The 22,075-nt window shown below is 61.5% G+C and carries 20 protein-coding genes; 9 read left to right on the forward strand and 11 right to left on the reverse strand.

Annotated features, from left to right (window positions below; all coding sequences use genetic code 11):
- The coding region (locus AC1ECN_RS30700) for an aldo/keto reductase (RefSeq protein ID WP_477955046.1) at positions 1-707 on the reverse strand (707 nt) is incomplete at its 3' end.
- Positions 708-921: 214 nt separating this feature from the next.
- On the opposite strand from AC1ECN_RS30700, the gene fabD reads away from it, so the two are divergent.
- The 7 genes from fabD to gmk all read left to right on the forward strand — a co-directional run bounded on the left by fabD (position 922) and on the right by gmk (position 7,505).
- Positions 922-1,866 carry an ACP S-malonyltransferase gene (gene fabD, locus AC1ECN_RS30705; RefSeq protein WP_075224232.1) on the forward strand — a complete coding sequence of 315 codons (945 nt, stop codon included), beginning with the start codon at positions 922-924 and terminating at the stop codon, positions 1,864-1,866.
- Positions 1,867-1,917: 51 nt separating this feature from the next.
- Positions 1,918-2,655, forward strand: coding sequence for a 3-oxoacyl-[acyl-carrier-protein] reductase (gene fabG / locus AC1ECN_RS30710; protein ID WP_018070560.1), 738 nt, complete (start codon positions 1,918-1,920; stop codon positions 2,653-2,655).
- Positions 2,656-2,941: 286 nt separating this feature from the next.
- Entirely contained in the window at positions 2,942-3,178 is a 237-nt protein-coding gene (locus AC1ECN_RS30715; RefSeq protein WP_003547058.1) for an acyl carrier protein, read from the forward strand.
- A 92-nt stretch (positions 3,179-3,270) separates the two neighbouring features.
- Entirely contained in the window at positions 3,271-4,533 is a 1,263-nt protein-coding gene (fabF, locus tag AC1ECN_RS30720; RefSeq protein WP_018070559.1) for a beta-ketoacyl-ACP synthase II, read from the forward strand.
- A 182-nt stretch (positions 4,534-4,715) separates the two neighbouring features.
- Positions 4,716-5,933 carry an endolytic transglycosylase MltG gene (gene mltG, locus AC1ECN_RS30725; protein ID WP_075224231.1) on the forward strand — a complete coding sequence of 406 codons (1,218 nt, stop codon included), beginning with the start codon at positions 4,716-4,718 and terminating at the stop codon, positions 5,931-5,933.
- A gap of 18 nt (positions 5,934-5,951) precedes the next feature.
- Positions 5,952-6,839 carry a YicC/YloC family endoribonuclease gene (locus AC1ECN_RS30730; RefSeq protein WP_075224230.1) on the forward strand — a complete coding sequence of 296 codons (888 nt, stop codon included), beginning with the start codon at positions 5,952-5,954 and terminating at the stop codon, positions 6,837-6,839.
- A 3-nt stretch (positions 6,840-6,842) separates the two neighbouring features.
- On the forward strand, positions 6,843-7,505 hold the full coding sequence (gene gmk, locus AC1ECN_RS30735; RefSeq protein ID WP_075224229.1) for a guanylate kinase: 663 nt from the start codon (positions 6,843-6,845) through the stop codon (positions 7,503-7,505).
- A 149-nt stretch (positions 7,506-7,654) separates the two neighbouring features.
- Here the strand turns inward: gmk and rsmA are convergent, their stop codons facing one another.
- From rsmA to AC1ECN_RS30770, 7 genes are all read right to left on the reverse strand, one after another.
- Positions 7,655-8,482 carry a 16S rRNA (adenine(1518)-N(6)/adenine(1519)-N(6))-dimethyltransferase RsmA gene (rsmA, locus tag AC1ECN_RS30740; protein WP_130661316.1) on the reverse strand — a complete coding sequence of 276 codons (828 nt, stop codon included), beginning with the start codon at positions 8,480-8,482 and terminating at the stop codon, positions 7,655-7,657.
- On the reverse strand, positions 8,482-9,510 hold the full coding sequence (gene pdxA / locus AC1ECN_RS30745) for a 4-hydroxythreonine-4-phosphate dehydrogenase PdxA (RefSeq protein ID WP_130661317.1): 1,029 nt from the start codon (positions 9,508-9,510) through the stop codon (positions 8,482-8,484). The genes rsmA and pdxA overlap by 1 nt, the downstream gene beginning before the upstream one ends.
- A gap of 6 nt (positions 9,511-9,516) precedes the next feature.
- Positions 9,517-10,461 (reverse strand): SurA N-terminal domain-containing protein, encoded by a 945-nt coding sequence (locus tag AC1ECN_RS30750; protein WP_130661318.1) that lies wholly within the window; start codon positions 10,459-10,461, stop codon positions 9,517-9,519.
- 184 nt (positions 10,462-10,645) lie between these two features.
- Positions 10,646-12,973: an LPS-assembly protein LptD gene (locus AC1ECN_RS30755; protein WP_018070553.1), complete on the reverse strand. Its 2,328-nt coding sequence runs from the start codon at positions 12,971-12,973 to the stop codon at positions 10,646-10,648.
- Positions 12,973-14,061, reverse strand: coding sequence for an LPS export ABC transporter permease LptG (lptG, locus tag AC1ECN_RS30760; RefSeq protein ID WP_018070552.1), 1,089 nt, complete (start codon positions 14,059-14,061; stop codon positions 12,973-12,975). Before lptG ends, AC1ECN_RS30755 begins: the two co-directional genes overlap by 1 nt.
- Entirely contained in the window at positions 14,058-15,239 is a 1,182-nt protein-coding gene (gene lptF / locus AC1ECN_RS30765; RefSeq protein ID WP_024321202.1) for an LPS export ABC transporter permease LptF, read from the reverse strand. Before lptF ends, lptG begins: the two co-directional genes overlap by 4 nt.
- A gap of 100 nt (positions 15,240-15,339) precedes the next feature.
- Complete coding sequence (locus AC1ECN_RS30770) at positions 15,340-16,113, reverse strand: phosphatase PAP2 family protein (RefSeq protein ID WP_018070550.1); 774 nt, start codon at positions 16,111-16,113, stop codon at positions 15,340-15,342.
- A gap of 144 nt (positions 16,114-16,257) precedes the next feature.
- On the opposite strand from AC1ECN_RS30770, the gene AC1ECN_RS30775 reads away from it, so the two are divergent.
- Complete coding sequence (locus AC1ECN_RS30775; RefSeq protein WP_130672321.1) at positions 16,258-17,748, forward strand: leucyl aminopeptidase; 1,491 nt, start codon at positions 16,258-16,260, stop codon at positions 17,746-17,748.
- Positions 17,748-18,197 (forward strand): DNA polymerase III subunit chi, encoded by a 450-nt coding sequence (locus tag AC1ECN_RS30780; RefSeq protein WP_130655125.1) that lies wholly within the window; start codon positions 17,748-17,750, stop codon positions 18,195-18,197. Before AC1ECN_RS30775 ends, AC1ECN_RS30780 begins: the two co-directional genes overlap by 1 nt.
- 91 nt (positions 18,198-18,288) lie before the next feature.
- Here the strand turns inward: AC1ECN_RS30780 and AC1ECN_RS30785 are convergent, their stop codons facing one another.
- The 3 genes from AC1ECN_RS30785 to AC1ECN_RS30795 all read right to left on the reverse strand — a co-directional run bounded on the left by AC1ECN_RS30785 (position 18,289) and on the right by AC1ECN_RS30795 (position 21,927).
- The gene (locus AC1ECN_RS30785) at positions 18,289-18,786 is read right to left on the reverse strand and encodes a hypothetical protein (RefSeq protein ID WP_130661320.1); all 498 of its coding nucleotides are present in this window, start codon (positions 18,784-18,786) and stop codon (positions 18,289-18,291) included.
- Positions 18,787-18,858: 72 nt separating this feature from the next.
- Complete coding sequence (locus AC1ECN_RS30790; RefSeq protein WP_130672322.1) at positions 18,859-19,785, reverse strand: Gfo/Idh/MocA family protein; 927 nt, start codon at positions 19,783-19,785, stop codon at positions 18,859-18,861.
- A 99-nt stretch (positions 19,786-19,884) separates the two neighbouring features.
- Entirely contained in the window at positions 19,885-21,927 is a 2,043-nt protein-coding gene (locus tag AC1ECN_RS30795; protein WP_477955050.1) for a prolyl oligopeptidase family serine peptidase, read from the reverse strand.
- Positions 21,928-22,075: the final 148 nt, after the last annotated feature.

Below are 22,075 nucleotides of genomic sequence, written 5' to 3' on the forward strand. Positions count from 1 at the left end.
GAATAGGCAAGCAGCCCGACATCCTCGTGATGCGAGAGCTCGGCGAGATCGAGGTCGAAATGACGGTAGAGCAGATTATATTCGTTCTGGACGCTGGCAACGCGCGGCAGGCCCTTCTGTTCGGAGAGCGTCAGGTATTTCTGTATGCCCCAGGTCGTTTCGTTGGAAAGCCCGATCGCGCGGATCTTGCCCTCCTTCACCAGCGCGCCGAGCGTTTCCAGGATGTCGAGCATATTGGCGACGGTCTCGTGGCGGTCCTGATTGAAGGGATTGTAGCTCCAGTTCTGGCGGAAATGGAAATGGCCGCGGTTCGGCCAGTGGATCTGGTAGAGGTCGATGTAATCGGTCTTCAGCCGCGTCAGGCTGGCCTCGAGCGCCAGGCGGATATTCTTCGCATCGGCACCTTCGCCGCCGCGTATATAGTCGCGGCCGCGGCCCGCGACCTTGGTGGCGAGCACGATATCGCCTCGCTTGCCGGTCTTCTTGAACCAGCTGCCGATATAGTCTTCGGTCCGGCCCTGTGTCGCGGCCGAAACCGGGGTGGTCGGATAAAGCTCGGCCGTATCGAAGAAATTGACACCCTTTTCGACGGCATAGTCCATCTGCGCATGCGCGTCGGCTTCGCTGTTTTGCGAACCCCAGGTCATGGTGCCAAGGCAGATCTCTGAAACGGAAATCTCGGTGCGGCCTAGTGAATTGTACTTCATGGAAAAACCTTGGGAGAGAGGTGGAAGCCTTGGGAGGGTCCGCGCAAATCTAGGCTGGATTTGGCGGAGCGCAAGAGCAAAAACCGGGCTTTTGCGCGTGCGCGAAAGGCTTTGCGGAGAACGGGCCGCCACTTGACTCTGCCGGAAAGAATGTCAATTGGAGGCAAAACAGCCTTAAGGGGCGCAATCAGGGGCATGAGCCAGGGACACGAGAATGACCATTGCTTTCACTTTTCCCGGCCAGGGCAGTCAGGCCGTCGGCATGGGCAAGGATCTCGCCGAGAATTTTGCCGAAGCCCGAGCCGTCTTTGAAGAGGTCGATGAGGCGCTCGGTGAAAAGCTTTCGGACGTCATGTTCAACGGTCCCGAGGATACGTTGACCTTGACGGCGAACGCCCAGCCGGCGCTGATGGCCGTCTCGATCGCCGTTGTTCGCGTTCTGGAAGCCAAAGGGTTGGATCTGAAGTCGAAGGTCGCTTACGTCGCCGGCCACTCGCTCGGCGAATATTCGGCACTTTGCGCCGCCGGCACCTTTTCGCTCGCCGATACCGCGCGGCTGCTGCGCATTCGCGGCAATGCCATGCAGGCGGCTGTTCCTGTCGGCGTCGGCGCCATGGCCGCGATCATCGGCCTCGAACATGCCGACGTCGTTGCCGTCTGCGAGGCAGCCACCGCTGTCGGCGCCTGCCAGATCGCTAACGACAATGGCGGCGGCCAGATCGTCATCTCGGGCGAGAAGGCAGCCGTCGAAAAGGCCGCCGGCCTCGCGACCGACAAGGGCGCCAAGCGCGCCATTCTGCTGCCCGTCTCCGCTCCGTTCCATTCGACACTGATGGCGCCGGCCGCCGACGCCATGCGCGAAGCACTGGCAATGGTTTCAAAATCCGATCCCATCGTGCCCCTCATTGCAAATGTCCGTGCCGCCCCCGTGACAGCCGCCGACGAGATCGCCAGCCTCCTGGTCGAGCAGGTGACCGGTCAGGTCCGCTGGCGCGAGACGGTGGAGTGGTTCGCTGGAAATGGCGTCACGACGCTTTATGAACTCGGTTCCGGCAAGGTGCTGACCGGCCTTGCCCGCCGCATCGACAAGACGATCAACGGCATCTCCGTCAACGGTCCGGCGGATATCGACGCGGCCGTCGCCGCCCTCATGGCCTGATTGGTATCCCCGGACACCGGATTTGGTGTCCCTGATATAAGGAACGTTTCCATGCTCGATCTCTCCGGCCGCAAGGCTCTCGTCACAGGCGCATCGGGCGGTATTGGCGAGGAAATCGCCCGCCTTCTTCATAAGCAGGGCGCCATCGTCGGCCTGCACGGCACCCGTGTCGAGAAGCTGGAAGCGCTAGCGGCCGAACTCGGCGAGCGCGTCAAGATCTTCCCGGCCAACCTGTCCGACCGCGATGAGGTCAAGGCGCTCGGCCAGAAGGCCGAGGCCGACCTTGAAGGCGTCGACATCCTCGTCAACAATGCCGGCATCACCCGCGACGGCCTGTTCGTGCGCATGAGCGACGAGGACTGGGACAGCGTCCTCGAAGTGAATCTGACATCGACCTTCCGCCTGACGCGCGAATTGACGCATCCGATGATGCGCCGCCGCTATGGCCGCATCATCAACATCACCTCCATCGTCGGCGTCACCGGCAATCCGGGCCAGGCCAATTACTGCGCCTCCAAGGCCGGTATGATCGGCTTCACCAAGTCCCTGGCGCAGGAAATTGCCACCCGCAACGTGACGGTCAACTGCGTCGCACCGGGCTTCATCGAGAGCGCCATGACCGGCAAGCTGAACGACAAGCAGAAGGAAGCGATCATGGGAGCGATCCCGATGAAGCGCATGGGCACGGGCGGCGAGGTCGCTTCGGCGGTTGCTTACCTCGCGTCCTCCGAGGCTGCCTATATGACCGGCCAGACGCTGCACGTAAACGGCGGCATGGCGATGATCTGAAACGACAAACCGTTGGCATGGGAATATTTCCGCCAATAGCATGTTGAGCAATCACGAAGCGTTGATTTTCTGGCTTTGCGGCAGACATAAAGCATGTTAAGCGGGCCATGACTGTGAACAGTCGTCCCGAGAAAGCAGACGAACCGGCGGGCTTTTTGCAAGCCTGGAACATCTCTGAAGCCGGGTAAACGAGTTTGCCGAGGATGTCTGAAAACATCGCAGGCTGAAACAGGGTAGGGGTGCCGCAACGGCATTCCGATCAGGACATAAGGTCGAGGAAACCGACATGAGCGATATCGCAGAACGCGTAAAGAAAATTGTTATTGATCATCTTGGCGTCGATGCCGACAAGGTCGTCGAGAGCGCCAGCTTTATCGACGATCTAGGCGCTGACTCGCTCGACACGGTCGAACTTGTCATGGCTTTCGAAGAAGAATTCGGCGTTGAAATTCCTGACGACGCTGCCGACTCGATCCTGACGGTCGGCGATGCCGTGAAGTTTATTGAGAAGGCGCAGGCCTGATCCTGTGAGTTTGAGAAAGGGCGGGCCTGGAGTCCGCCCTTTTCTTTTCGGCATATTTCTCCATAGAACATAAGAGACGGGGAAAGCACGCGATGAGACGTGTCGTCATCACCGGTACCGGCATGGTATCACCCTTGGGATGCGGAACAGAGGTGACGTGGTCGCGGTTGCTTGCCGGCCAGAACGGCGCCCGCCTCGTCACCGAATTCGAGGTCGATGACCTTCCCGCCAAGATCGCCTGCCGTATCCCTGTTGGCGACGGCACCGACGGCACCTTCAATGTCGATCAGTGGATGGAGCCGAAGGAGCAACGCAAGGTCGATCCCTTCATCATCTACGGCATGGCCGCCGCCGACATGGCGCTTGCCGATGCCGGCTGGCATCCCGAAACCGATGAGGACCAGATCGCCACCGGCGTGCTGATCGGCTCCGGCATCGGCGGCATCGAAGGCATTGTCGAGGCGGGTTACACCCTGCGCGACAAAGGCCCGCGCCGCATCTCCCCCTTCTTCATTCCCGGCCGCCTGATCAATCTTGTCTCCGGCCAGGTCTCGATCCGCCACAAGCTGCGCGGACCCAATCATTCGGTCGTCACCGCCTGCTCGACGGGTGCGCATGCGATCGGCGATGCCGCGCGGCTGATCGCGCTCGGCGACGCCGACGTCATGGTCGCCGGCGGCACGGAATCCCCGGTCAGCCGCATTTCGCTTGCAGGCTTTGCCGCCTGCAAGGCGCTGTCGACCCAGCACAATGACGACCCGAAGAAAGCGTCGCGTCCCTATGACCGCGACCGCGACGGCTTCGTCATGGGCGAGGGCGCCGGCATCGTCGTGCTCGAAGAACTGGAACATGCCAAGGCGCGCGGCGCCAGGATCTATGCCGAAATCGTCGGCTACGGCCTGTCGGGCGATGCCTATCACATCACCGCACCCTCCGAAGACGGCGAGGGTGCCGGCCGCTGTATGGCGATGGCGCTGAAGCGCGCCGGGCTGACACCGTCCGATATTGATTACATCAATGCTCACGGTACCTCGACCATGGCCGACACGATCGAACTTGGCGCCGTCGAACGGCTGGTCGGCAATGCGGCGTCGAAGATCTCCATGTCCTCGACCAAGTCAGCGACAGGACACCTTCTCGGTGCTGCCGGCGCCATCGAGGCGATCTTCACCACGCTCGCCATCCGCGACAATATCGCGCCGCCGACGCTCAATCTCGACAATCCCGAACGTGAGACGGCGATCGATCTTGTTCCGCACAAGGCGCGTGAGCGGGAAATCAATGTGGCGCTGTCCAACTCGTTCGGATTCGGCGGCACGAACGCGTCGCTCGTACTGCGCCGTTACGCGCAATAAGAGTCCTGTATGCGGTGTAACGGGTCTCCCTTACACCGCAACCGGCCGTCCTCTACTTTGCGTAGGAGGGCGTGCGAAAGAACAACGACCGGCAACGGCGTCGTTGAACGGCGGCAGAACCTGCTTTTGCCGCATTGCTTCGCGAAATAGCGAAGTGAGGGTCAAGTTTTAGAGGATTGCCGGTGAGCGATACGACGAACCAGAGCAACGATACCCAGGCACAGAAGGGACCGATCATCCCGAAGTCGCCGAGCGAAGCCCTGCGTCCTGAGCGCGTTCCGGAGCCGCCGAAGCGGTCCAAGAAAGCCCGCGGCCAGGTCGTTCTTTTCCTGAACTTCATCATGACGATGGCGGTTCTGGTCTGCGTCGTCGCCGTTATCGGCTTCTACTACGCCACATCGACCTATCGGAATCCCGGTCCGCTGCAGACCAACACCAATTTCATCGTCCGCAACGGCGCTGGTCTGACCGAAATCGCCTCGAACCTCGAGCGCAACGCGATCATCAGCGATGCCCGCATCTTCCGTTATCTCACGGCAACGCATCTGTCTGCGGGTGAGAGCCTCAAGGCGGGTGAATACGAGATCAAGGCGAGGGCTTCCATGAGCGATATCATGGAGCTTCTGAAATCGGGCAAGTCCATTCTCTATTCCGTTTCCTTCCCCGAGGGCTTGACGGTCCGCCAGATGTTCGACCGCATGCTGCAGGATACTGTGCTGGAAGGCGACTTGCCGGCCGCACTGCCGACCGAGGGCAGCCTTCGTCCGGATACCTACAAATTCTCGCGCGGCACCAAGCGCTCGGAAATCATCGACCAGATGGCGGCTGCGCAGCAGAAGCTCGTCGATCAGATCTGGGACAAGCGCGACTCCTCGCTGCCGCTGCGATCCAAGGAGGAATTCGTGGCACTCGCCTCGATCGTCGAAAAGGAAACTGGCGTTCCCGACGAGCGTGCGCATGTCGCCTCCGTTTTTCTGAACCGGCTCGGCAAGGGCATGCGCCTGCAGTCTGATCCGACGATTATTTACGGCCTCTTCGGCGGCGAAGGCAAACCGGCCGACCGGCCGATCTACCAGTCGGACCTGAAGCGGGATACACCTTACAACACCTATGTCATCAAGGGTCTGCCGCCGACGCCGATCGCCAATCCCGGCAAGGATGCGCTGGAAGCCGTCGCCAATCCCTGGAAGACGCAGGACCTCTATTTCGTCGCTGACGGCACTGGTGGCCATGTTTTCGCCGCCACGCTCGAGGAGCACAATGCCAACGTCAAGCGCTGGCGCAAGCTCGAGGCCGACAAGGGTTCGGACCCGAACATCGCAGTCGACGGCCAGCCGGAAGAGCAGCCGGCGGATAGTGGCGCGACCGTCGTGCCGCCGAAGAAAAAGAAGATCAACTGATACTTTCGGGAGGCTCGCATGGCTTTGCAGTCCATGACCGGTTTTGCGCGGCGCGAGGGAACGAGCGGCCGCTGGCGCTGGGCATGGGAATTGCGCTCGGTCAACGGCAAGGGCCTCGACCTGCGCCTGCGCCTGCCGCCCGGCCTCGAACGCATGGAGGCAGAGGTCCGCCGTCTCGCCGGTGAAAGCTTCAGCCGCGGCAACCTGCAGGCATCGCTATCCATCACCGCCGACGAGAACCGTTTCGAGGCGGTGCTGAACAAGGAGGCGCTTGCCGCCGTGCTGGCCATGCGCGAGCAGTTGGACGGTGTCATCGATCCGGCGCCGCTGAAGCTCGATACGCTGCTTCTGGTGCGCGGCATCGTCGAATTCCGCGAAAGCGAGGATGGCGAGGAGGCGCTTGCCGCCCGTGACGCCGATATCGCTGCCGGCCTGCTGGCCGCGCTTGCCGATCTGAGAGCAATGCGCGAACAGGAAGGTTCGGCGCTGGCCCGCATTCTTCACGACCATATCACGACGATCGAAGGCCTGACACGAACGATCGACGTCGATCCCTCGCGCTCGCCGCAGGAGATCGCTGCGCGGCTTGCCGCGCAGGTCGCCTTGTTGATGGACGGCATGGCCGCACTCGACCGCGACAGGCTGCATGTTGAAGCCGCACTGTTGGCGACCAAGGCGGATTTGCGCGAGGAAATCGATCGTCTGAAGGCTCATATCGCCGCAGCGCGCGATCTTCTGGTGAAAGGTGGCCCTGCCGGGCGTCGCCTGGACTTCCTTGCACAGGAATTTAACCGCGAATCGAATACCATCTGCTCGAAGTCGAATGCTTCGGCAGTTACCGCTGCCGGCATCGAGTTGAAAGTCGTGATCGACCAGTTCCGCGAGCAGGTCCAGAATTTGGAGTAAGACATGAAACCGGCGAAATCCTCGCCCGTGCAGATCGCCCGCCGCGGTCTGATGCTTGTGATCTCGTCGCCGTCGGGCGCCGGCAAATCCACCATCGCGCGCACGCTTCTGGAGACAGACAGGCAAATTGGCCTTTCCGTCAGCGTCACCACGCGCCAGCGCCGCCCAAGCGAGGTCGAGACTGTGCACTACCACTTCAAGAGTGTGCGCGAGTTCGAGCGGCTGCGCGATAGCGACTCGCTGCTCGAATGGGCCGAGGTCCATGGCAATTTCTACGGCACGCCGCGTGAGCCGGTCGAGCAGGCCATGGCGGAAGGCCGCGACATGCTCTTCGATATCGACTGGCAGGGCGCCCAGCAATTGCAGGAGAAGATGTCGGCCGACGTCGTCTCGATCTTCGTGCTGCCGCCGACCATGACCGAGCTGCAGTCGCGGCTGCACCGCCGTGCCGAGGATTCCGAAGAGGTCATCCAGACGCGCCTCGCCAACAGCCGCGCCGAGATCGCCCATTGGCGCGAATACGACTACGTCATCATCAATGATGACCTCAACGCTGCCTTCGACGCCGTCCAGTCGATCGTCAAGGCCGAACGCCTGCGCCGCGACCGCCGCCATGGCATGTTCGACTTTGTCCGCGAGCTCCTGGAAGAGACGCCGTCGCTTTAAAACGCGATGCCGGAACGTGCGCGGTTTCGGATGACGTCATCCTGGATCTAGAGCAAGTCCAGCAAAAGTGCGCAGCGGTTTTGCGTCCGGGATTGCGTAGAAACAAAAGGTTAGAGCGGTTCTACACTTCCATGAAAAGTTGAACCGCTCTAAAGGCTGTTCGCCAACAGGCAGAATTCCTCGACGGAAAGGGTCTCAGCCCGTCGCGCCGGATCAATCCCGGCCTTGACGAGCAGGCTCTCGCCGCCGAGTGGTTTCAGGCTTTGGCGCAGCATCTTGCGACGCTGGCCGAAAGCGGCCTGCGTCACTTTTTCCAGATTGGCGACAGCGCAGGGGATGGGGTTTTCGCGGGGGACCAGATGCACGACCGTCGACGTCACTTTCGGCGGCGGTGTGAAGGCTTGTGGCGGCACGTCGAAAGCCATGCGTGCCTCCGTCCGCCAACCGCAGAGCACGCCGAGACGGCCGTAATGGTCGTCGTCTTCGTTGGCGACGATGCGCTCGCCGACCTCCTTCTGGAACATCAGCGTCAGCGACTGCCAGAACGGCGGCCAGGCTTTCGGCAGCAACCAGTTGACCAAGAGCTGCGTGCCGACATTGTAGGGGAGGTTGGCAATGATCTTGATCGGGCCTTCCGGCGCCAATGTCTCGAAATCCGTCTTCAGCGCATCGCCTTCGATCACCTCGAGCCTGCCGGGATAATGATCGGCGATCTCGCCGAGCGCCGGCAGGCAGCGTGCATCCCGCTCGATGGCGATAACCTTCCTGGCGCCGAGCGCCAGGATCGCGCGCGTCAGTCCGCCGGGGCCGGGGCCGACCTCGAAAATGGTCGCGTCATCGAGCGCCCCCGCCGTGCGGGCGATTTTCTGCGTCAGGTTGAGATCGAGCAGGAAATTCTGGCCGAGCGCCTTGCGCGCATCGAGGCCGTGACGCTGGATGACGTCACGAAGCGGCGGCAGGCCATCGAGTGCTGCCATCAGCGGCGGCTTTCCGCACTGCGGCCGAGCTGGGCGGCGAGCTTCAGGGCCGCAACGAGGCTCTGCTCGCGCGCCAGTCCCTTGCCGGCGATGCCGAAAGCGGAGCCGTGATCCGGCGAGGTGCGTACGAAGGGAAGCCCAAGCGTCACGTTGACGCTGTCGTCGAAACCGAGTGCCTTGGCTGGGATCAATGCCTGATCATGATACATGCAGACGGCGACGTCGTATCGCGCCCGCGCCTCGTCATGGAACATCGTGTCGGCGGGCAGGGGACCGATCGCATCGACGCCCTCGTCGCGCAGGCGCTCGATCGCCGGACGGATGACGTCCTCGTCCTCCTTGCCGATCGCCCCGCCTTCGCCCGCATGCGGGTTGAGGCCGGCAACGGCAAGCCGCGGCGCCTCGATGCCGAAGCGCTGCCTCAGGTCTTCATGAGCGATCCGGCAGGTTTCCATGATCAGTTCGCCCGTCAGCGCCTGCGGCACATCCCGGACCGGAATGTGGATGGTGACGGGAATGGCCCTGAGTTTCGGTCCGGACAGCATCATCACCGGTGTCACCGGCCGGCCGGTCGCCCTGGCGGCGAGATCGGCGAGAAATTCTGTATGGCCGGGAAACCGGAAACCCGACTCGTAGAGTACGGCCTTGGCGATCGGGTTGGTAACGACCGCGAGCGCCTCGCCGTTGATGACAAGCGACACGGCTTTTTCGATCGCAGCGATCGTGCCTTTCGCCGTTGCCGCATGCGGCTCGCCAGCCACGACCTCGATGCCGGCCGGTATGGTCATGACGGGCAGCGCGTCGGCAAACATGCCAGCGGCCTCGCTGGCATTATCGGTCTCGCGGATCGACACCGCCAGATTGAGCTGGCGGGCTCTCAGCGCCAAGACATCGGGATCGCCGATCAGGAAGAAAGGCGGCAGCCCGAGTTCACGCCGCCGGAGCCAGGCCATCAGAGTAATGTCCGGCCCGATGCCGGCGGGGTCGCCCTGGCTCAGCGCAAGCGGTCGAGAAAACGGTATCGCCATTGTCGGTCAGCGATAGGCGATCTGCGCCTTTTTGCGCAGTTCATCCAGGTATTTCTTGCTGTTTTCGTTTTCCGGGCTGGCGTCCTTGCCGCCCTTGGACTTGTCGAGATCTTCCTGGCGGAAGACCATTTCGGCTGCCTGGTCGTCGGAGACCTGCCGCTGGCTGCAGATTGCCAGATATTCGACACCCTTGTCGGTGACGCGGGTCCCTGTCGTGTTGCCCTTGGCCTGCTCGACCAGCGGCTTCCAATCCGGCGGGATCTCGGGGGCGAGCATGCGGCCGAGATCGCGCACGGAAACGTCGCGCATCGTCGCAGCAAACACCTTTGCCTGATCGCAGCCCGGGAATTTGGAGCGCGACGCCTCGGCCTCGCCCTTGCGCTTGCCGGTGATGGCCCCGCGCTTGGCTTGCGGAATGACGAAGATGATCTGCTGCAGCATATACTCCGTCGTCACCGGCTTCTGCTTGTTGTTCTGCATCATGCGCGAGACGAGATCATAGTTCGACAGCCGCGAGGTCGAGCCGTAGCGGGCGTTGACGACACGCGGCCAGCTCATCTGCACGGCGATGAAACCCTTGAAATGGTCGACGCCGACGCCGGCGCGATCGAGGATCTGCGACATCTGCTCGGGGGAAAGCTTGTTGCCGCTCGAAAAGCGCGCAAAAGACGCATCGACGTCCTGCTGCGACACCGACATATGGACACGGGAGACTTCCTGCCGCTTGAGCGCCTCGTCGATCAATTGCTCCTCGGCGGTCTTGGCATCGGCCTTCGTATGCTGCAGGCGCAGGAAGGCTTGGCGCTTGGCGACATCGCCGCTGGTGATGGCGGTGCCGTTGACCACGGCCTTGACTTCACTTACCGCGAGCGCTGGTCCGGCAAGGCCTGTCAGCAACGCAAGCGCTGCCCCGGCGAGGAACTTGGTTATGGCTTTTTTCGCGTCAATCATCTGTTGACCTCCCGATAGCGTCGCGAGCCGTTATTCGCGGCGTTCTTACCACAGTGCGAGACACGCAGAAATCGCTTCCGTCACGGCGCGAAACCCCTATGCCTCAGATACCGACTGGCGGCAATGTCCTGCACAGGCTTACGGCGAAAGAATGGCTTCAGGCCATGTTTGCGCGGATCGCCGGTCATTCGAGGGTGTCGGAACCGATCTTGATGTCGCCGAGTGTGCGGAAGGTCAGCCGTGCGCCGATCGTCCAGTCGCTTCCCGACTCGTCGTCGGAATCTCTGCTGTCCGTATAGGCGATCGTGAAGATCGTGCATTCGTCGTCATAAGAGAGGCCGATCGTCCGCCGGCTGATCACATCATTGTTCAGATCCCAGGCAATGCCGCCGAAGATCGACCAGTAATCCTTGAACTTGACGCTGCTGTTGGTCTGGATCTCGTCATTGTCCTCGGCAAAGCCATATGCCGGCTGGGCGCTGAGATGGGTGTAGGTCAGCTGCGTCGCGAAGGTGTCGTTCTGGTAGGCCGTCGTCAGATCGCCGCGGCGGAATTCGAAATCTTTTTCGTCGAGCCGGTAGGAGGCTGCGACGGAAACGCCGTACGGCGTCTCGACGCCGCCAAGGCCGACATAATCGGAGCGGTCGGTTTCAAGGCCCGAATCCGCGCCGACATTGACGAGATCATCGGTCGCAAACGAGTTCTGGCCGGCGATCTGGTAAGACTGGCCGAAGATGCCGTGCAGCTTGTAACCGCTGTCGAATGTACCGGTGTACTGGATGCCGACATTGGCGCGGGTCCCGCCTTCGACGCGGTCGTAGCCCGAAAATTTGTCGCGGTCGAACAGCGAGGTGGCGTCGAAGACGAAGCTCTGCGCATCCTCGTTCGGCAGGCGGCCTGCCAACTGCTCGTCGGGGCGGGCATAGATCTGTGCGATCGGCTCGAGGATATGGGTGCTATTGTCCGTCGTCATCAGGATCGGATAACGCATCTCCAGCCCGGCGGTGAACATCGAGCGGGTGGCTGAATTGCCGTCGTCGTAGTTGCCGGCGTAACCTGTGGGGTCGTCCATGTTCAGCGCGAAGGCATCGCCGCGCGCGGCCAGCAGTGGCGTGATCACCAAGCCGGTCGGCGTGACATAAGTGCGCTTCCACTGCAGCTCGGCAGTCAGCCGCGAGGTTTGTCCCTTCAGGCCGCGGAAGCGGTCGAAGCCGTCGACGGTATAGAAGTCGTCATGGGTGCGCGAAATATTCGTCAGGTTGACATCAGCCGAAAGCTCGCCGCCTGCAAGCGGTTGCGGCGCCACGTAGTGATAGTCGAGCGACGGATAGACGATCGCCTGCTGTTTTTCGGCGGTGTTCGTCCGGTCGGCATCCTGGACGTCGAAATAGAACGCCCGCATGTCGAAATAATTGCGTTTCCCAAGTCCCGTCAGGTAGATCTGGTTGGTCCGATCCGTACCGGTCAGGCCGCGGAGTTTGTACGTTTTCGAGAAATTGTTGTCGCTCTGCATCATGACGTCCCAGCCGAACGTCCAGCGTGGATTGATGCGGAATTCGGCCTTCGATGTCACCATGCCACGCTGGCCGGCTTCGGCATCGCTGGTGCCGGAGCTGAAGTTGCCCGGCTTTGCCTGGTCGATGCCGGCGACGCGCAGAATATGCGTGCCATTCTCGAAGCGTTGGCGAAATTCGCCTTCGATGAGGAAGCCCTGGGCGGTGTAGCCCGTGGCGGTGACCGTCGCGTCCATGCTTGGCGAGATCACATAGTAATAAGGAACGGAAAGACCGAAGCCGAGATTCTGCGACAGGCTCATCGTCGGGAAGAGAAAGCCCGACTTGCGTTTCACTGTATTGTCGGGAACTTCGATGAACGGCAGGAAGGCGATCGGATGGCCGAGCAACTCGAAGCGCGCTCTCTCCAGACGGATCGTATGCGTCTCGCCGTTCTGGATCACCCGCTGGGCCTTGACCTGCCAGAAGGGCGCGCGCTTCGGATCTTCGGCGCAGGGAAGGCAGGCCGTGTAGACGCCCTTGTTGAGAATCATCTTGGTGCCGCCGACGCGCTCGCCGGTTTCGGCGGCAATACGCGTATTGTCGGCGGTTTCGATCCGCAGCGAGTTCATGAACCCGTCGGCGAAATTGTCCGTCACGTCAAGGTTGTCGGCATAGATGCGGTTGCCGTCGGGACTGACCAGCTCGATATTGCCGATCGCCATCATCCGGCCGGTCTTCTGATTGTACTCGACCTTCTGCGCGACCATTTTGTAGCCGGCATAATTGATCTGCACGCCGCCGACCGCCGACACCAGATCGGCGTCACGGTTATAGACCAGTTCATTGGCCGAAAGCAGAAGCTTGGCCCCTTCGGGAATCTTCTTCTCTATATTTTGTTCGGGCGCGCTGGCCTGGCCGAAAGAGGCCGGGGCGCTGCCGAAATAGGAACATAAAGCCGCGCCGACAAGCAGGGCAACCAACTGTTTACTAAAATACTTGCGGTCGCCTGCCGCCACTAGCCGTCCTCCTGATGAAGCAGAATAGTCGCACCCAAGGCCAGCGCGACGACCACCGGTATCCACGTCGCCACGAAGGGGGGCACGACTCCACTGCTTCCGAATGCCTTTACAAGCACGGTGATGACATAAAGCATGAAGCCCGAAAGGATGCCACCCAGAATCACGGAGCGGGATTGGTTGAACCGGCTAAATTTTAGGGACACTGTTGCAGCAATGAAAGTCATGGCCACCAGCAGCAATGGCTGGGACAACAGGGAGTTGAATTGCGTCTCCAGCGCCTTGGTCGAGATGCCGAAGGATTTGGCCGCCGCAATCCGGTTGGAAAGGTCAAAGAAACCAATTGTTTCCGGCGCTGTCAGCCGCTCCTGGACGAAGTCCTGTTTCAGATTGGTGCGAAGTTGAACCGAAGCTTTGCGCACGGGGATTTCGCCAGGCTTGCGCTCGACAACGTTGTTAAGTTGCCAGTAACCATCTTCCAATTTTGCCGTGGCCGCGTCCTGTCTCAGAATGACCTGACCGCTTGAATCGAAATGGATCAGCACGGCGTCGATCAGCTTGGTTCCGTTCTCCTGGACCGTCTGCGCGCCGATGATGACATCGTCCCGGCCGCTGATCTGGCGCAGCCACGGAATCTGCGGCGCCTTGCGCAAAACCGCGTTCTCGCCGCGCCAGTCGGATTCGACCAGCAGCGCCTGGCGCTGTCCCCAGGCCGCAAGCGGGTTCAACGCCGCCATCGTCAACAGGCCGAGCGCCAGCGAGCCGGCGATGAAGGGGAACATGAACTGCCAGACCGAAATGCCGGCTGCGCGCGTGACGACGAGTTCATATTTGCGGTTGAGCCCGATCAGCACCGTCATGCCGACGAAGAGAGCGATGAACGGCACTGTCTGCTGCAGGATGAGCGGCAGGCGCACCGCGGTCATCAGGACGCCGCCGCCGATCGTGTAGCCGGGAAGTCCGGACATGCGGCCCGCCGTCTCACTGAAATCGAGGAGGAAGGAAATCGCCGAGACGCCGATCAGGAACCAGCCCGTCGTCACCAGGTAGCGGCGAAAGAAATAACGCGACAATGTCCCGAACATCATTGGGCAGCGCCCCCGCCGGTCCTGCCGGTCGCGGCAAGCAGCCTTTCCTGCATCCCTCTCCAGAAGGACGAAATCCGGTCCCGAATGAACGAAGGCATGACCAGTCGTTTGTGCAGGCCGAGGAAGACGATCGAGACGATGCTGCTGACGATCGGAATGGCGTAGAGGACGACGATATATTCAGGGTCGGTGTCGATCTGATTGGCCGCGTAGAAGGCCGCCCATCGCATCGCGAAGGCATAGGCAAGCGCGCTCACCATCGGATGCAGCCGCGCTTCGCGGTGTGAGCGCGCATCGCCGGCGATCGCCAGTGAAAACAGTGCAAAGACGACGGGCAGGATCCAGTCCGTCAGCCGGCGGTGCAGTTCGGCGCGGTAGCTCTGCGGCCGGATCGTATAGTCCTTGTCGGCCGGATCTGGATTGAACAGAAACCACAGATCGCGGTCGCTGGCACGCAGCGTCGCCTGACCGCGATTCTCCGTCATGTCCGAGAGGTCGAAGGAATAGGAATCGAAATTGATGACCGAGACGTTGCCATCGGGCGTTTTGCGGTGCACTTCGCCCTGATGCATGATCAGCGTCGTGCCCGTATCGTCGACGGCGCCTTCCTTCGCRTAATAGATCAGTTCGTAGGCCGGGTCGCGCTCGTCGGCGACGAAAAGGCCCTTCAGCATGCGGCCGGCCATCCGCTTCGAGATCTGCACATAAAGGCCTTCATCAAGCTTGCGGAAGGTCTTTTCTTCGATCACCGAAGAGAGGAGGTCAGCATAGGTCTCGGCGATCATCTGGCGCACGACGGTCTTTGCGCGCGGCTCGACGACGTTGTCGACGAAGAAGGAAAAGACGCTGATGACGGCGGCAAGCAGCAGGATCGGTCGGATCAGCACGCTGCGCCGCGCCCCGGCCGCGTCGATGACGGTGAGCTCGGAATCGTTGTTCATCGTCGTCAGCGTCTGGGTGATCGCGATAACGAGGGCAAAGGGCAGCACGACGGGAATGATCGACGGCAGGATCATCGTCGCCAGCTTGGCGAACGTGCCGATCGACTGGCCGCTGTCGGTGACCAGATTGATGCGCTGCAGAACCTGTGTCGTCCAAATGATCGCCAGAACGGGCAGGAGCGCCACGAGAAACATCTGGCCGACGCGCCGCAATATGTATGTCTCGAGTAGTTTCATGCCTGCCCTTGAAAGCACCTGCACGCCCAAACGGCTTTGCAGGAGAATCCCTCTACGCTCTTTGTCGCGCTTTTGCGACAAGCTGGTGTCAAAAATTCATTCAAATTTCAGAATTTTTTTGATGCTGTTGCGACTCAGTTAACGCCAGCAACGCGGCGAAGACGACGAGCGACGAAAGCCATCCAAGAACGACGTCGGAAAGGTAGTGCGCGCCGAAGGATAGCCGCATCGCCGGGGTGAGGATCGAGATCGCCGCCACAGGCGCCGCCAGCGCATAACGTAGGGGTTTCGGAACGAAGAGCAGAAGGCAGATGAGCCAGCCGGCGCTTGCTGCCTCGCCCGAGATGAACGAACAGTTTGAAACGCATTTTCCGGCAAGCGAACCGGCCTCGACGAAATGCAGCGCACCGCCGAAAATGTCCGTCTGTATCGGCCGCGGCCGGCCCCAATGTTCCTTCAGGACGACATTGACCAGCAGCACCGGCCCGATCAGCAGCGTTCCGAGCGCGACTTTGAGCTTTTGCGCCCGCTCGGCGTTGAAGGTCGCGCCGTGCTGCTGGTAGCATTCGACGAGTTTCCACAGCATCACGATCGCCACCACATAGGGCAGGCGGAAGAAGACCGTGCGCAGCAGGTCGAAGGTCGCGACGTCGCGATAGGGAAAGCTGCCGCAGATGCTCCCGGTGGCGGCCGTCGCGTCGCAATCTGCACCCACGAAAAAAAGCTGGGAAAAATAGATGTCTATTCCGGGGAAGGCGCGGAAGACCACAAGCAGCGCCCACCACGTCCAAAACAGCAGCATGAATGCACCGAAAGTCGTTTTCGGCAGGCGGATTGCCAGGTCCCGCCATCGATTTTTCGAAAAAACTGTCAACGCGAATATCTACGAAACTGACGAAAACATGAGGGCCATGATGGCCGCGGGCGACCATAACAATTGTCGCAAGCCATTGACAGACCCGCCAAACGCGAAATTATCCGCGAGGGACGGATTTCAAAGAATCCCAGCGGAGAAGACATGTCAGTAAAGTTGGAAATTTCATTCTCGAAGTCGGCAAAGCTCAATGGCGGCCTGGCGATCCTGTTGAAGACTGCGGAGGCCGACAGCGCTGCCGGCGCCGAAGCGGTCGACCCGGCAGGCGTGATCGCCAAGGCTGCCAGGATCGCCCGATTCTCCGCGAAATCCATGGGCGCGCTCGATATTGTTGCCCCCGAAGGCGCGCCCGTCGAGCGCATCGTGGTCATCGGGCTTGGCAAGGCCGCCGAACTCACTGCCCATGACTGGCTGAAGGCCGGTGGTGCTGTGGCATCGAGAATCAAGAATACCGACAAGGCTGCTGTCTTCATCGACGTACCTGGGCTTGAGACGAGCGCGCGGGCAGCCGCCGATTTCGCGCTCGGCATGCTGCTGCGCGCCTATAGCTTCGATACCTACAAGACGAAGAAGGGCGACGAGGAGGAGAAGCCGGCGAAATCCGTCAAGGTGACGATCGTCACCGCCGATCCGGGCGGTGCCAAGAAGGCGTTTTCCGATTCCGAAGCGATTGCCGGCGGCGTCAATCTTGCCCGTGACCTCGTCAACGAACCGCCGAACGTGCTCGGCCCCGTTGAATTCGCCGCCAAGGCACAGGAGCTGGAAAAGCTCGGCGTCGAAGTGGAAATCCTGACGGAGCGGGAGATGCGCCGTCTTGGCATGGGCGCCCTTCTCGGTGTCGCCCAGGGCTCCGTGCGCCCGCCGCGCCTGGCGGTCATGCAGTGGAAGGGCGGCAAGGGCAAGGATCGTCCCGTTGCCTTCATCGGCAAGGGTGTCGTCTTCGATACCGGCGGCATTTCGATCAAGCCGGCCGCCGGCATGGAGGATATGAAGGGCGATATGGGCGGTGCGGCCGCCGTCACCGGCCTCATGCATGTACTCGCCTCCCGCAAGGCCGCCGTCAACGCGGTCGGCATCATCGGCTTGGTCGAGAACATGCCCGACGGTAACGCCCAGCGTCCAGGCGACATCGTCACGTCAATGTCGGGCCAGACAATCGAGGTGATCAACACCGATGCCGAGGGCCGCCTCGTGCTCTGTGATGCCCTATGGTACTGCAACGACCGCTTCAAGCCGCAGTTCATGATCAATCTCGCCACGCTGACCGGGGCAATCGTCGTCGCGCTCGGCAATGTGCATGCCGGCCTGTTCTCCAATGACGACCAGCTTTCCGCCCAGCTGACGGCAGCCGGCCTTTCGAGCAATGAGAAGCTCTGGCGCATGCCGCTCGGCAGGGACTACGACAAGCTGATCGACAGCAAATTTGCCGATATGAAGAACACCGGCGGCCGACAGGCCGGCTCGATCACGGCCGCGCATTTCCTCAAGCGCTTCGTGCAGGAGACGCCTTGGGCGCATCTCGACATTGCCGGCACGGCGATGGGCTCGCCGCAGGACGAGATCAACCAGTCCTGGGGTTCCGGTTTTGGCGTGCGCCTGCTCGACGAGCTCGTTCGCGCCCATTATGAATCCTGATGACGGACGTTCTCTTCTATCATCTGACCGAAACCAGGCTGGAGGACGCGCTTCCGCCGCTCATCGACAAAAGCGTCGAGCGCGGCTGGCGCGTTGTCGTCCAGATGTGTGAGCCGGCGCGACGCGATGCTCTCGATCAGCATCTTTGGACTTTCCGCGAGGAGAGCTTCCTGCCGCACGGCACCGACGAGGCGGACTTCTCCGAAAGCCAGCCGGTGCTTTTGACGGTGACGCCAGACAATGCCAATGCAGCGACCGTGCGTTTCATCGTCGACGGCGCCGAGCCGCCGCCGGCCGATGCCTATGAGCGCATCGTCTTCATGTTCGATGGTCACGATCAGGAGCAGCTGGAAGCCGCCCGTGCGCAGTGGAAGAAGCTGAAAGGCGAGGGGCATAACCTCACCTATTGGCAGCAGACGTCAGAGGGGCGGTGGGAGAAGAAGGCCTGACCGTTTTGCTACGACACTACAGCCGTAACACTTCGAATGCCGCATGAAACCTTCCAACTTCGTTCTCACCGGCCGGCGGAAGCCGTTATCCCTACGACCCTTTGTCCTCGTCGAGGTTCGTCAGCATGTTGAGGGGGACGATCCCTCCCACACCTTCCGACGGATTGAGCGCCTCCACTGCCAAAACCCGCTTTCCATTCGGACTGACAAAAGCGAATGCCCACGCCTTGTCGGCAAAGGTGCTGACCGGCATTTCCGCCCAGCCGGCTTGATGGACAAGGCGGTCGGCATAATAGGCCTTGATGGTCTGCGGGTCGGTGGTGCTGGCGAGATTGCGGGCCAGTATCCGCACGGACTTCTCTCCGAACCGCCCTTCCAGTTGGCCCAACACCTTGCGGGTGGCCTGCCAATCCTGAGCCTGGGTCGCCGATCCGAAGGAATATTCCTCGGATCGGGAAACGCCCGGTGCATCAGGAGGCATGACGGCCTGTTCGCCCGAACATGCTGCAAGGCCGAGAAGCGGCACCACAAGGATGCCAATCTTCAACACGCGGAAAAATCGGCCGTTGCGGCGGATTTTGTTGCTCATGAGCGGCTGCCCCCGAACACAATTGCCATAAGCCGGCAAATCTTGCCGGTTTCTATGACGTTATTACGACGCTCAGTCGTGGAACGCGTCGACGAATTTCCGCTTGCCGAGCATGAAGGCGTCGGCGACGTGGCGCAGCGGCGCGAGGTCGACATCCGATTTGCCGGCCTTGATGATTTCGGCGAAGCGACGGTAGAGCGAGGGATATTCCTGCTCCGGCTCGGCAAATCTCAGCGCGCCGTCGATCAAAAGCTTGGCGCCGCCCTCGGCGAGCACCATCTGGCCGGCTGCCGTCTCCGCAACGATGTCCCAGCTTTGCTTGCCGGTCTGGCGCCAGTCGAATTCGGCGTGAACCGGCAGGCCGTCGGCATTGCGGAAGCGAATGTCGGCCGCGATCGGCGCATCGCGATTCTCGGGAAATTCGAGCACGGCCTCGGTGATGAAGATCGGCCGCGGCAGGATATGGGTGACGATCGACAGCGCGTTGATGCCGGGATCGAAAACGCCGAGGCCGCCGGCCTGCCAGATCCAATCCTGGTTCGGATGCCAGTGGCGGACATCCTCCTTCCAGATCACATGCACGCTTTTGATCGTCGTCGAGGCAAGAAATGCCTTGGCGGACTCGACGGCCGGCGCATAGCGCGAATGCCAGCTGGCAAAGAGCGACGCACCCTGCTTGCTCGCCAGCGCTTCGAGATCGGCCACTTCGCTCAGCGTCGCGCCGGGCGGCTTTTCCAGGAAGACGTGCTTGCCGGCGACGAGCGCCTTATAGGCTGCCTCGTAGCGGTATTGCGGCGGCATGCAGAGCGAAACGGCATCGATCGAGGGCTCGGCGTCGAGCATCGCCTCGATCGTCGTATAGCTCTTGACGCCTTCGACTGTGCCGTGGCGGCTTGCCGTGGCGACGAGCGCGAAATCCGGGTTCTTGGCGATGGAGGGAAGGTGCTGGTCGCGGACGATCTTGCCGACGCCGACGATGGCGAGAATGATAGGAGACATGGTGTTTCGCTCGAGCCTGTATGAAAAGTATGATTATTGCCGTGTTTGTATTCAGAAAGAGGCGCGCCGACAAGCTCTCCTCCTCCATTCTATGGCATCCTATCGCATGATGGTTTGGCGAAGGAAGCTGTAACCCATCGCTGCGCGGGCGGCGCGCTCTTCGGAATTGCCGTCGCCGCCATGCCCGCCGGAGCCGAATTCATGGAAGAGCGGCCGGTGTCCTTCTTGCTCCAGCCGCGCGGCAAAGCGGCGCGCATGCGAGGGATGCACACGGTCGTCATTGGCTGAGCTTTCGACGTAGATAGGGGGATAGGTGACCTCGGTCGCCGGCCTGACATTGTGAAGCGGCGAATAGCCGAGCATGAAATCCCGGTCCACCGGCGTCTCCGGGTCGCCGTATTCGTCCATCCAGGCTTGCCCTGCGCTGAACAGGTGGAAGCGTGTCATGTCAAGGACCGGCACCTGGCACCAGACGGCGCCGAAATCATCGGGATAGCGCGTCAGCATCACGCCGGTCAGCAGACCGCCATTGCTGCCGCCCTGGCAGGCAATCCGCGACGGCACGGTGTAGCCGCGGGCGACGAGATCACGGGCGATGGCGACGAAATCGGCAAACGCCCGGACTCGCCCCTGCCGCTTGGCGCTGCGATACCAGTCAGGCCCGAATTCGCCGCCGCCGCGGATATAGGCCTGCACATAGGCACCGCCTTGCTCCAGCCAGCGTCCTGTCACGCCGGAATAGTTCGGCGACAGCGAAACATCGAAGCCGCCATAGCCGTACAGCAGGACCGGCAGCGCGCCCTTGGTCCATTGCTTCGGCAGGACCAGCCGATAAGCAACCCTCGTTCCGTCCTCGGAAACAGCCTCCAGCAGTTCGGATGACATATCGGTCGCATCGAAATAGGTCGGCGCCGCGGCGACGAAAATCGGCTCGGCCTGCTTGCTGCGATCCGAGAGCTCAAGGCGGTAACAGGCCGGAGGCTGCAGGAAACCCTGGCCGACGATGTAGAGCGTATCGTCGCCAAGATGCAGATCCGCATGGAGCGGCCTGAAATGAGCGGTCTGCATGTCTGCCGGCAACGCGATCTCGCGCTGCTCGGAATCGGGCCTTGTCAGGTCCAGCACCATGAGACGCGGGCGCAGCCGGTCGGAAATGATGAAGACGCACCRCTCGCGCATCAGTATCATCTGCGAGATGGACTGGCCCTCGCCAGGCTGAAACAGGATCCGCTCCGGCCCGAGCAGGGCCGTCTCCGAGGCAGGACCGAAGCGTTGCAGTACGAGGCTGCCGGTCGCAACGCGCTCATCGGTCTTTGCCCGCCAAAGGCAATGATCGCGATTGAACTGGAAATCGGCATCGGCTGGCAGATCGATGCGCTGCCGCGTGCCGTCGTTGGCGATCAGGAAAGCGCTGGCGACGCCGATCTCGTGGGCGGCGACGAAAATGTCGATCAATCCGTGATCCGGCGAAGCGCCTGATAGAGCAGGGTCGATGACGAGATTGAAGCCGTAGACGTCCTCATCTGCTGCTTCGAACATGACGGCGGCATCTTCCGGTCGCTGCCCGCGCTTCAATCGCCGCCCGACTCGCGGCCACCCGGAACGGGTTGCCGAAAATCGGTCGATGGAACCGAAATAGCAGATTTCGTCGCGGTTCAGCCAAGTGGCATGCGATCGTGCGGCCGGGCTATCGAAGCCGCCCACGACGACCTGTTTCAGCCCGGCATCGAATTCGAGCAGGCGGAGAAGGTCGGAGCCGCCGTCCGAAAGTGTGAGCAGCACTCGCGTGGGTTCCCATGGGCAGGTGACGACGCCGCGCCAGTTCCAGCGCTTGCCTTCCCTCACGCAGAAGGCGTCGAGATCGAAGACCGGCTCCCAGGCGGCGTCGGGAAGCGGCTCCTGGTCCGCCGCCAGGCGGAGCCAGACGCCGAGAGGATTGTCCTTGCTCTGCCGGAAATCGAACAGCCATTCGCCTCGGCGCATCGGAACGATCAGCCTGTCCTGCCGCTCGATCAGCGCCTTGATCGCGTCGCGATCTTCAGCAAATTGCGGTGTTCTCAGTGCCGCGTCGGAAAGCGTGTTGTGCTCGTCGATGAACTGGCGGGTGCGCGGATCGTCGTCCGTTTCGAGATGGAGGTTCATATCCGACTTGCCTGCTTCCGTTAACGTCGGACAGATCTAGGCAGCCGATCCCAACTTGGCAACCCGCCTTACAGCGCCGCGCGTCTCTTCAGACGCGCGAAGGACGCTGTAACACTTTAAATCTAAGCATCGGCCCGAAAATCGATTT

The organism is Rhizobium sp. 01N447_2 (assembly GCF_056399245.1).

What these genes read in the sequence shown, in the direction of transcription:
- fabF (WP_018070559.1), top strand. Translation starts at nt 3,271, where the DNA reads ATGAGACGTGTCGTCATCACCGGTACCGGCATGGTATCACCCTTGGGA.
- AC1ECN_RS30750 (WP_130661318.1), bottom strand. Translation starts at nt 10,461, where the DNA reads ATGATTGACGCGAAAAAAGCCATAACCAAGTTCCTCGCCGGGGCAGCG.
- AC1ECN_RS30730 (WP_075224230.1), top strand. Translation starts at nt 5,952, where the DNA reads ATGGCTTTGCAGTCCATGACCGGTTTTGCGCGGCGCGAGGGAACGAGC.
- fabD (WP_075224232.1), top strand. Translation starts at nt 922, where the DNA reads ATGACCATTGCTTTCACTTTTCCCGGCCAGGGCAGTCAGGCCGTCGGC.
- AC1ECN_RS30775 (WP_130672321.1), top strand. Translation starts at nt 16,258, where the DNA reads ATGTCAGTAAAGTTGGAAATTTCATTCTCGAAGTCGGCAAAGCTCAAT.
- fabG (WP_018070560.1), top strand. Translation starts at nt 1,918, where the DNA reads ATGCTCGATCTCTCCGGCCGCAAGGCTCTCGTCACAGGCGCATCGGGC.
- lptG (WP_018070552.1), bottom strand. Translation starts at nt 14,061, where the DNA reads ATGATGTTCGGGACATTGTCGCGTTATTTCTTTCGCCGCTACCTGGTG.
- gmk (WP_075224229.1), top strand. Translation starts at nt 6,843, where the DNA reads ATGAAACCGGCGAAATCCTCGCCCGTGCAGATCGCCCGCCGCGGTCTG.
- AC1ECN_RS30785 (WP_130661320.1), bottom strand. Translation starts at nt 18,786, where the DNA reads ATGAGCAACAAAATCCGCCGCAACGGCCGATTTTTCCGCGTGTTGAAG.
- AC1ECN_RS30715 (WP_003547058.1), top strand. Translation starts at nt 2,942, where the DNA reads ATGAGCGATATCGCAGAACGCGTAAAGAAAATTGTTATTGATCATCTT.
- pdxA (WP_130661317.1), bottom strand. Translation starts at nt 9,510, where the DNA reads ATGGCGATACCGTTTTCTCGACCGCTTGCGCTGAGCCAGGGCGACCCC.
- AC1ECN_RS30780 (WP_130655125.1), top strand. Translation starts at nt 17,748, where the DNA reads ATGACGGACGTTCTCTTCTATCATCTGACCGAAACCAGGCTGGAGGAC.
- rsmA (WP_130661316.1), bottom strand. Translation starts at nt 8,482, where the DNA reads ATGGCAGCACTCGATGGCCTGCCGCCGCTTCGTGACGTCATCCAGCGT.
- AC1ECN_RS30790 (WP_130672322.1), bottom strand. Translation starts at nt 19,785, where the DNA reads ATGTCTCCTATCATTCTCGCCATCGTCGGCGTCGGCAAGATCGTCCGC.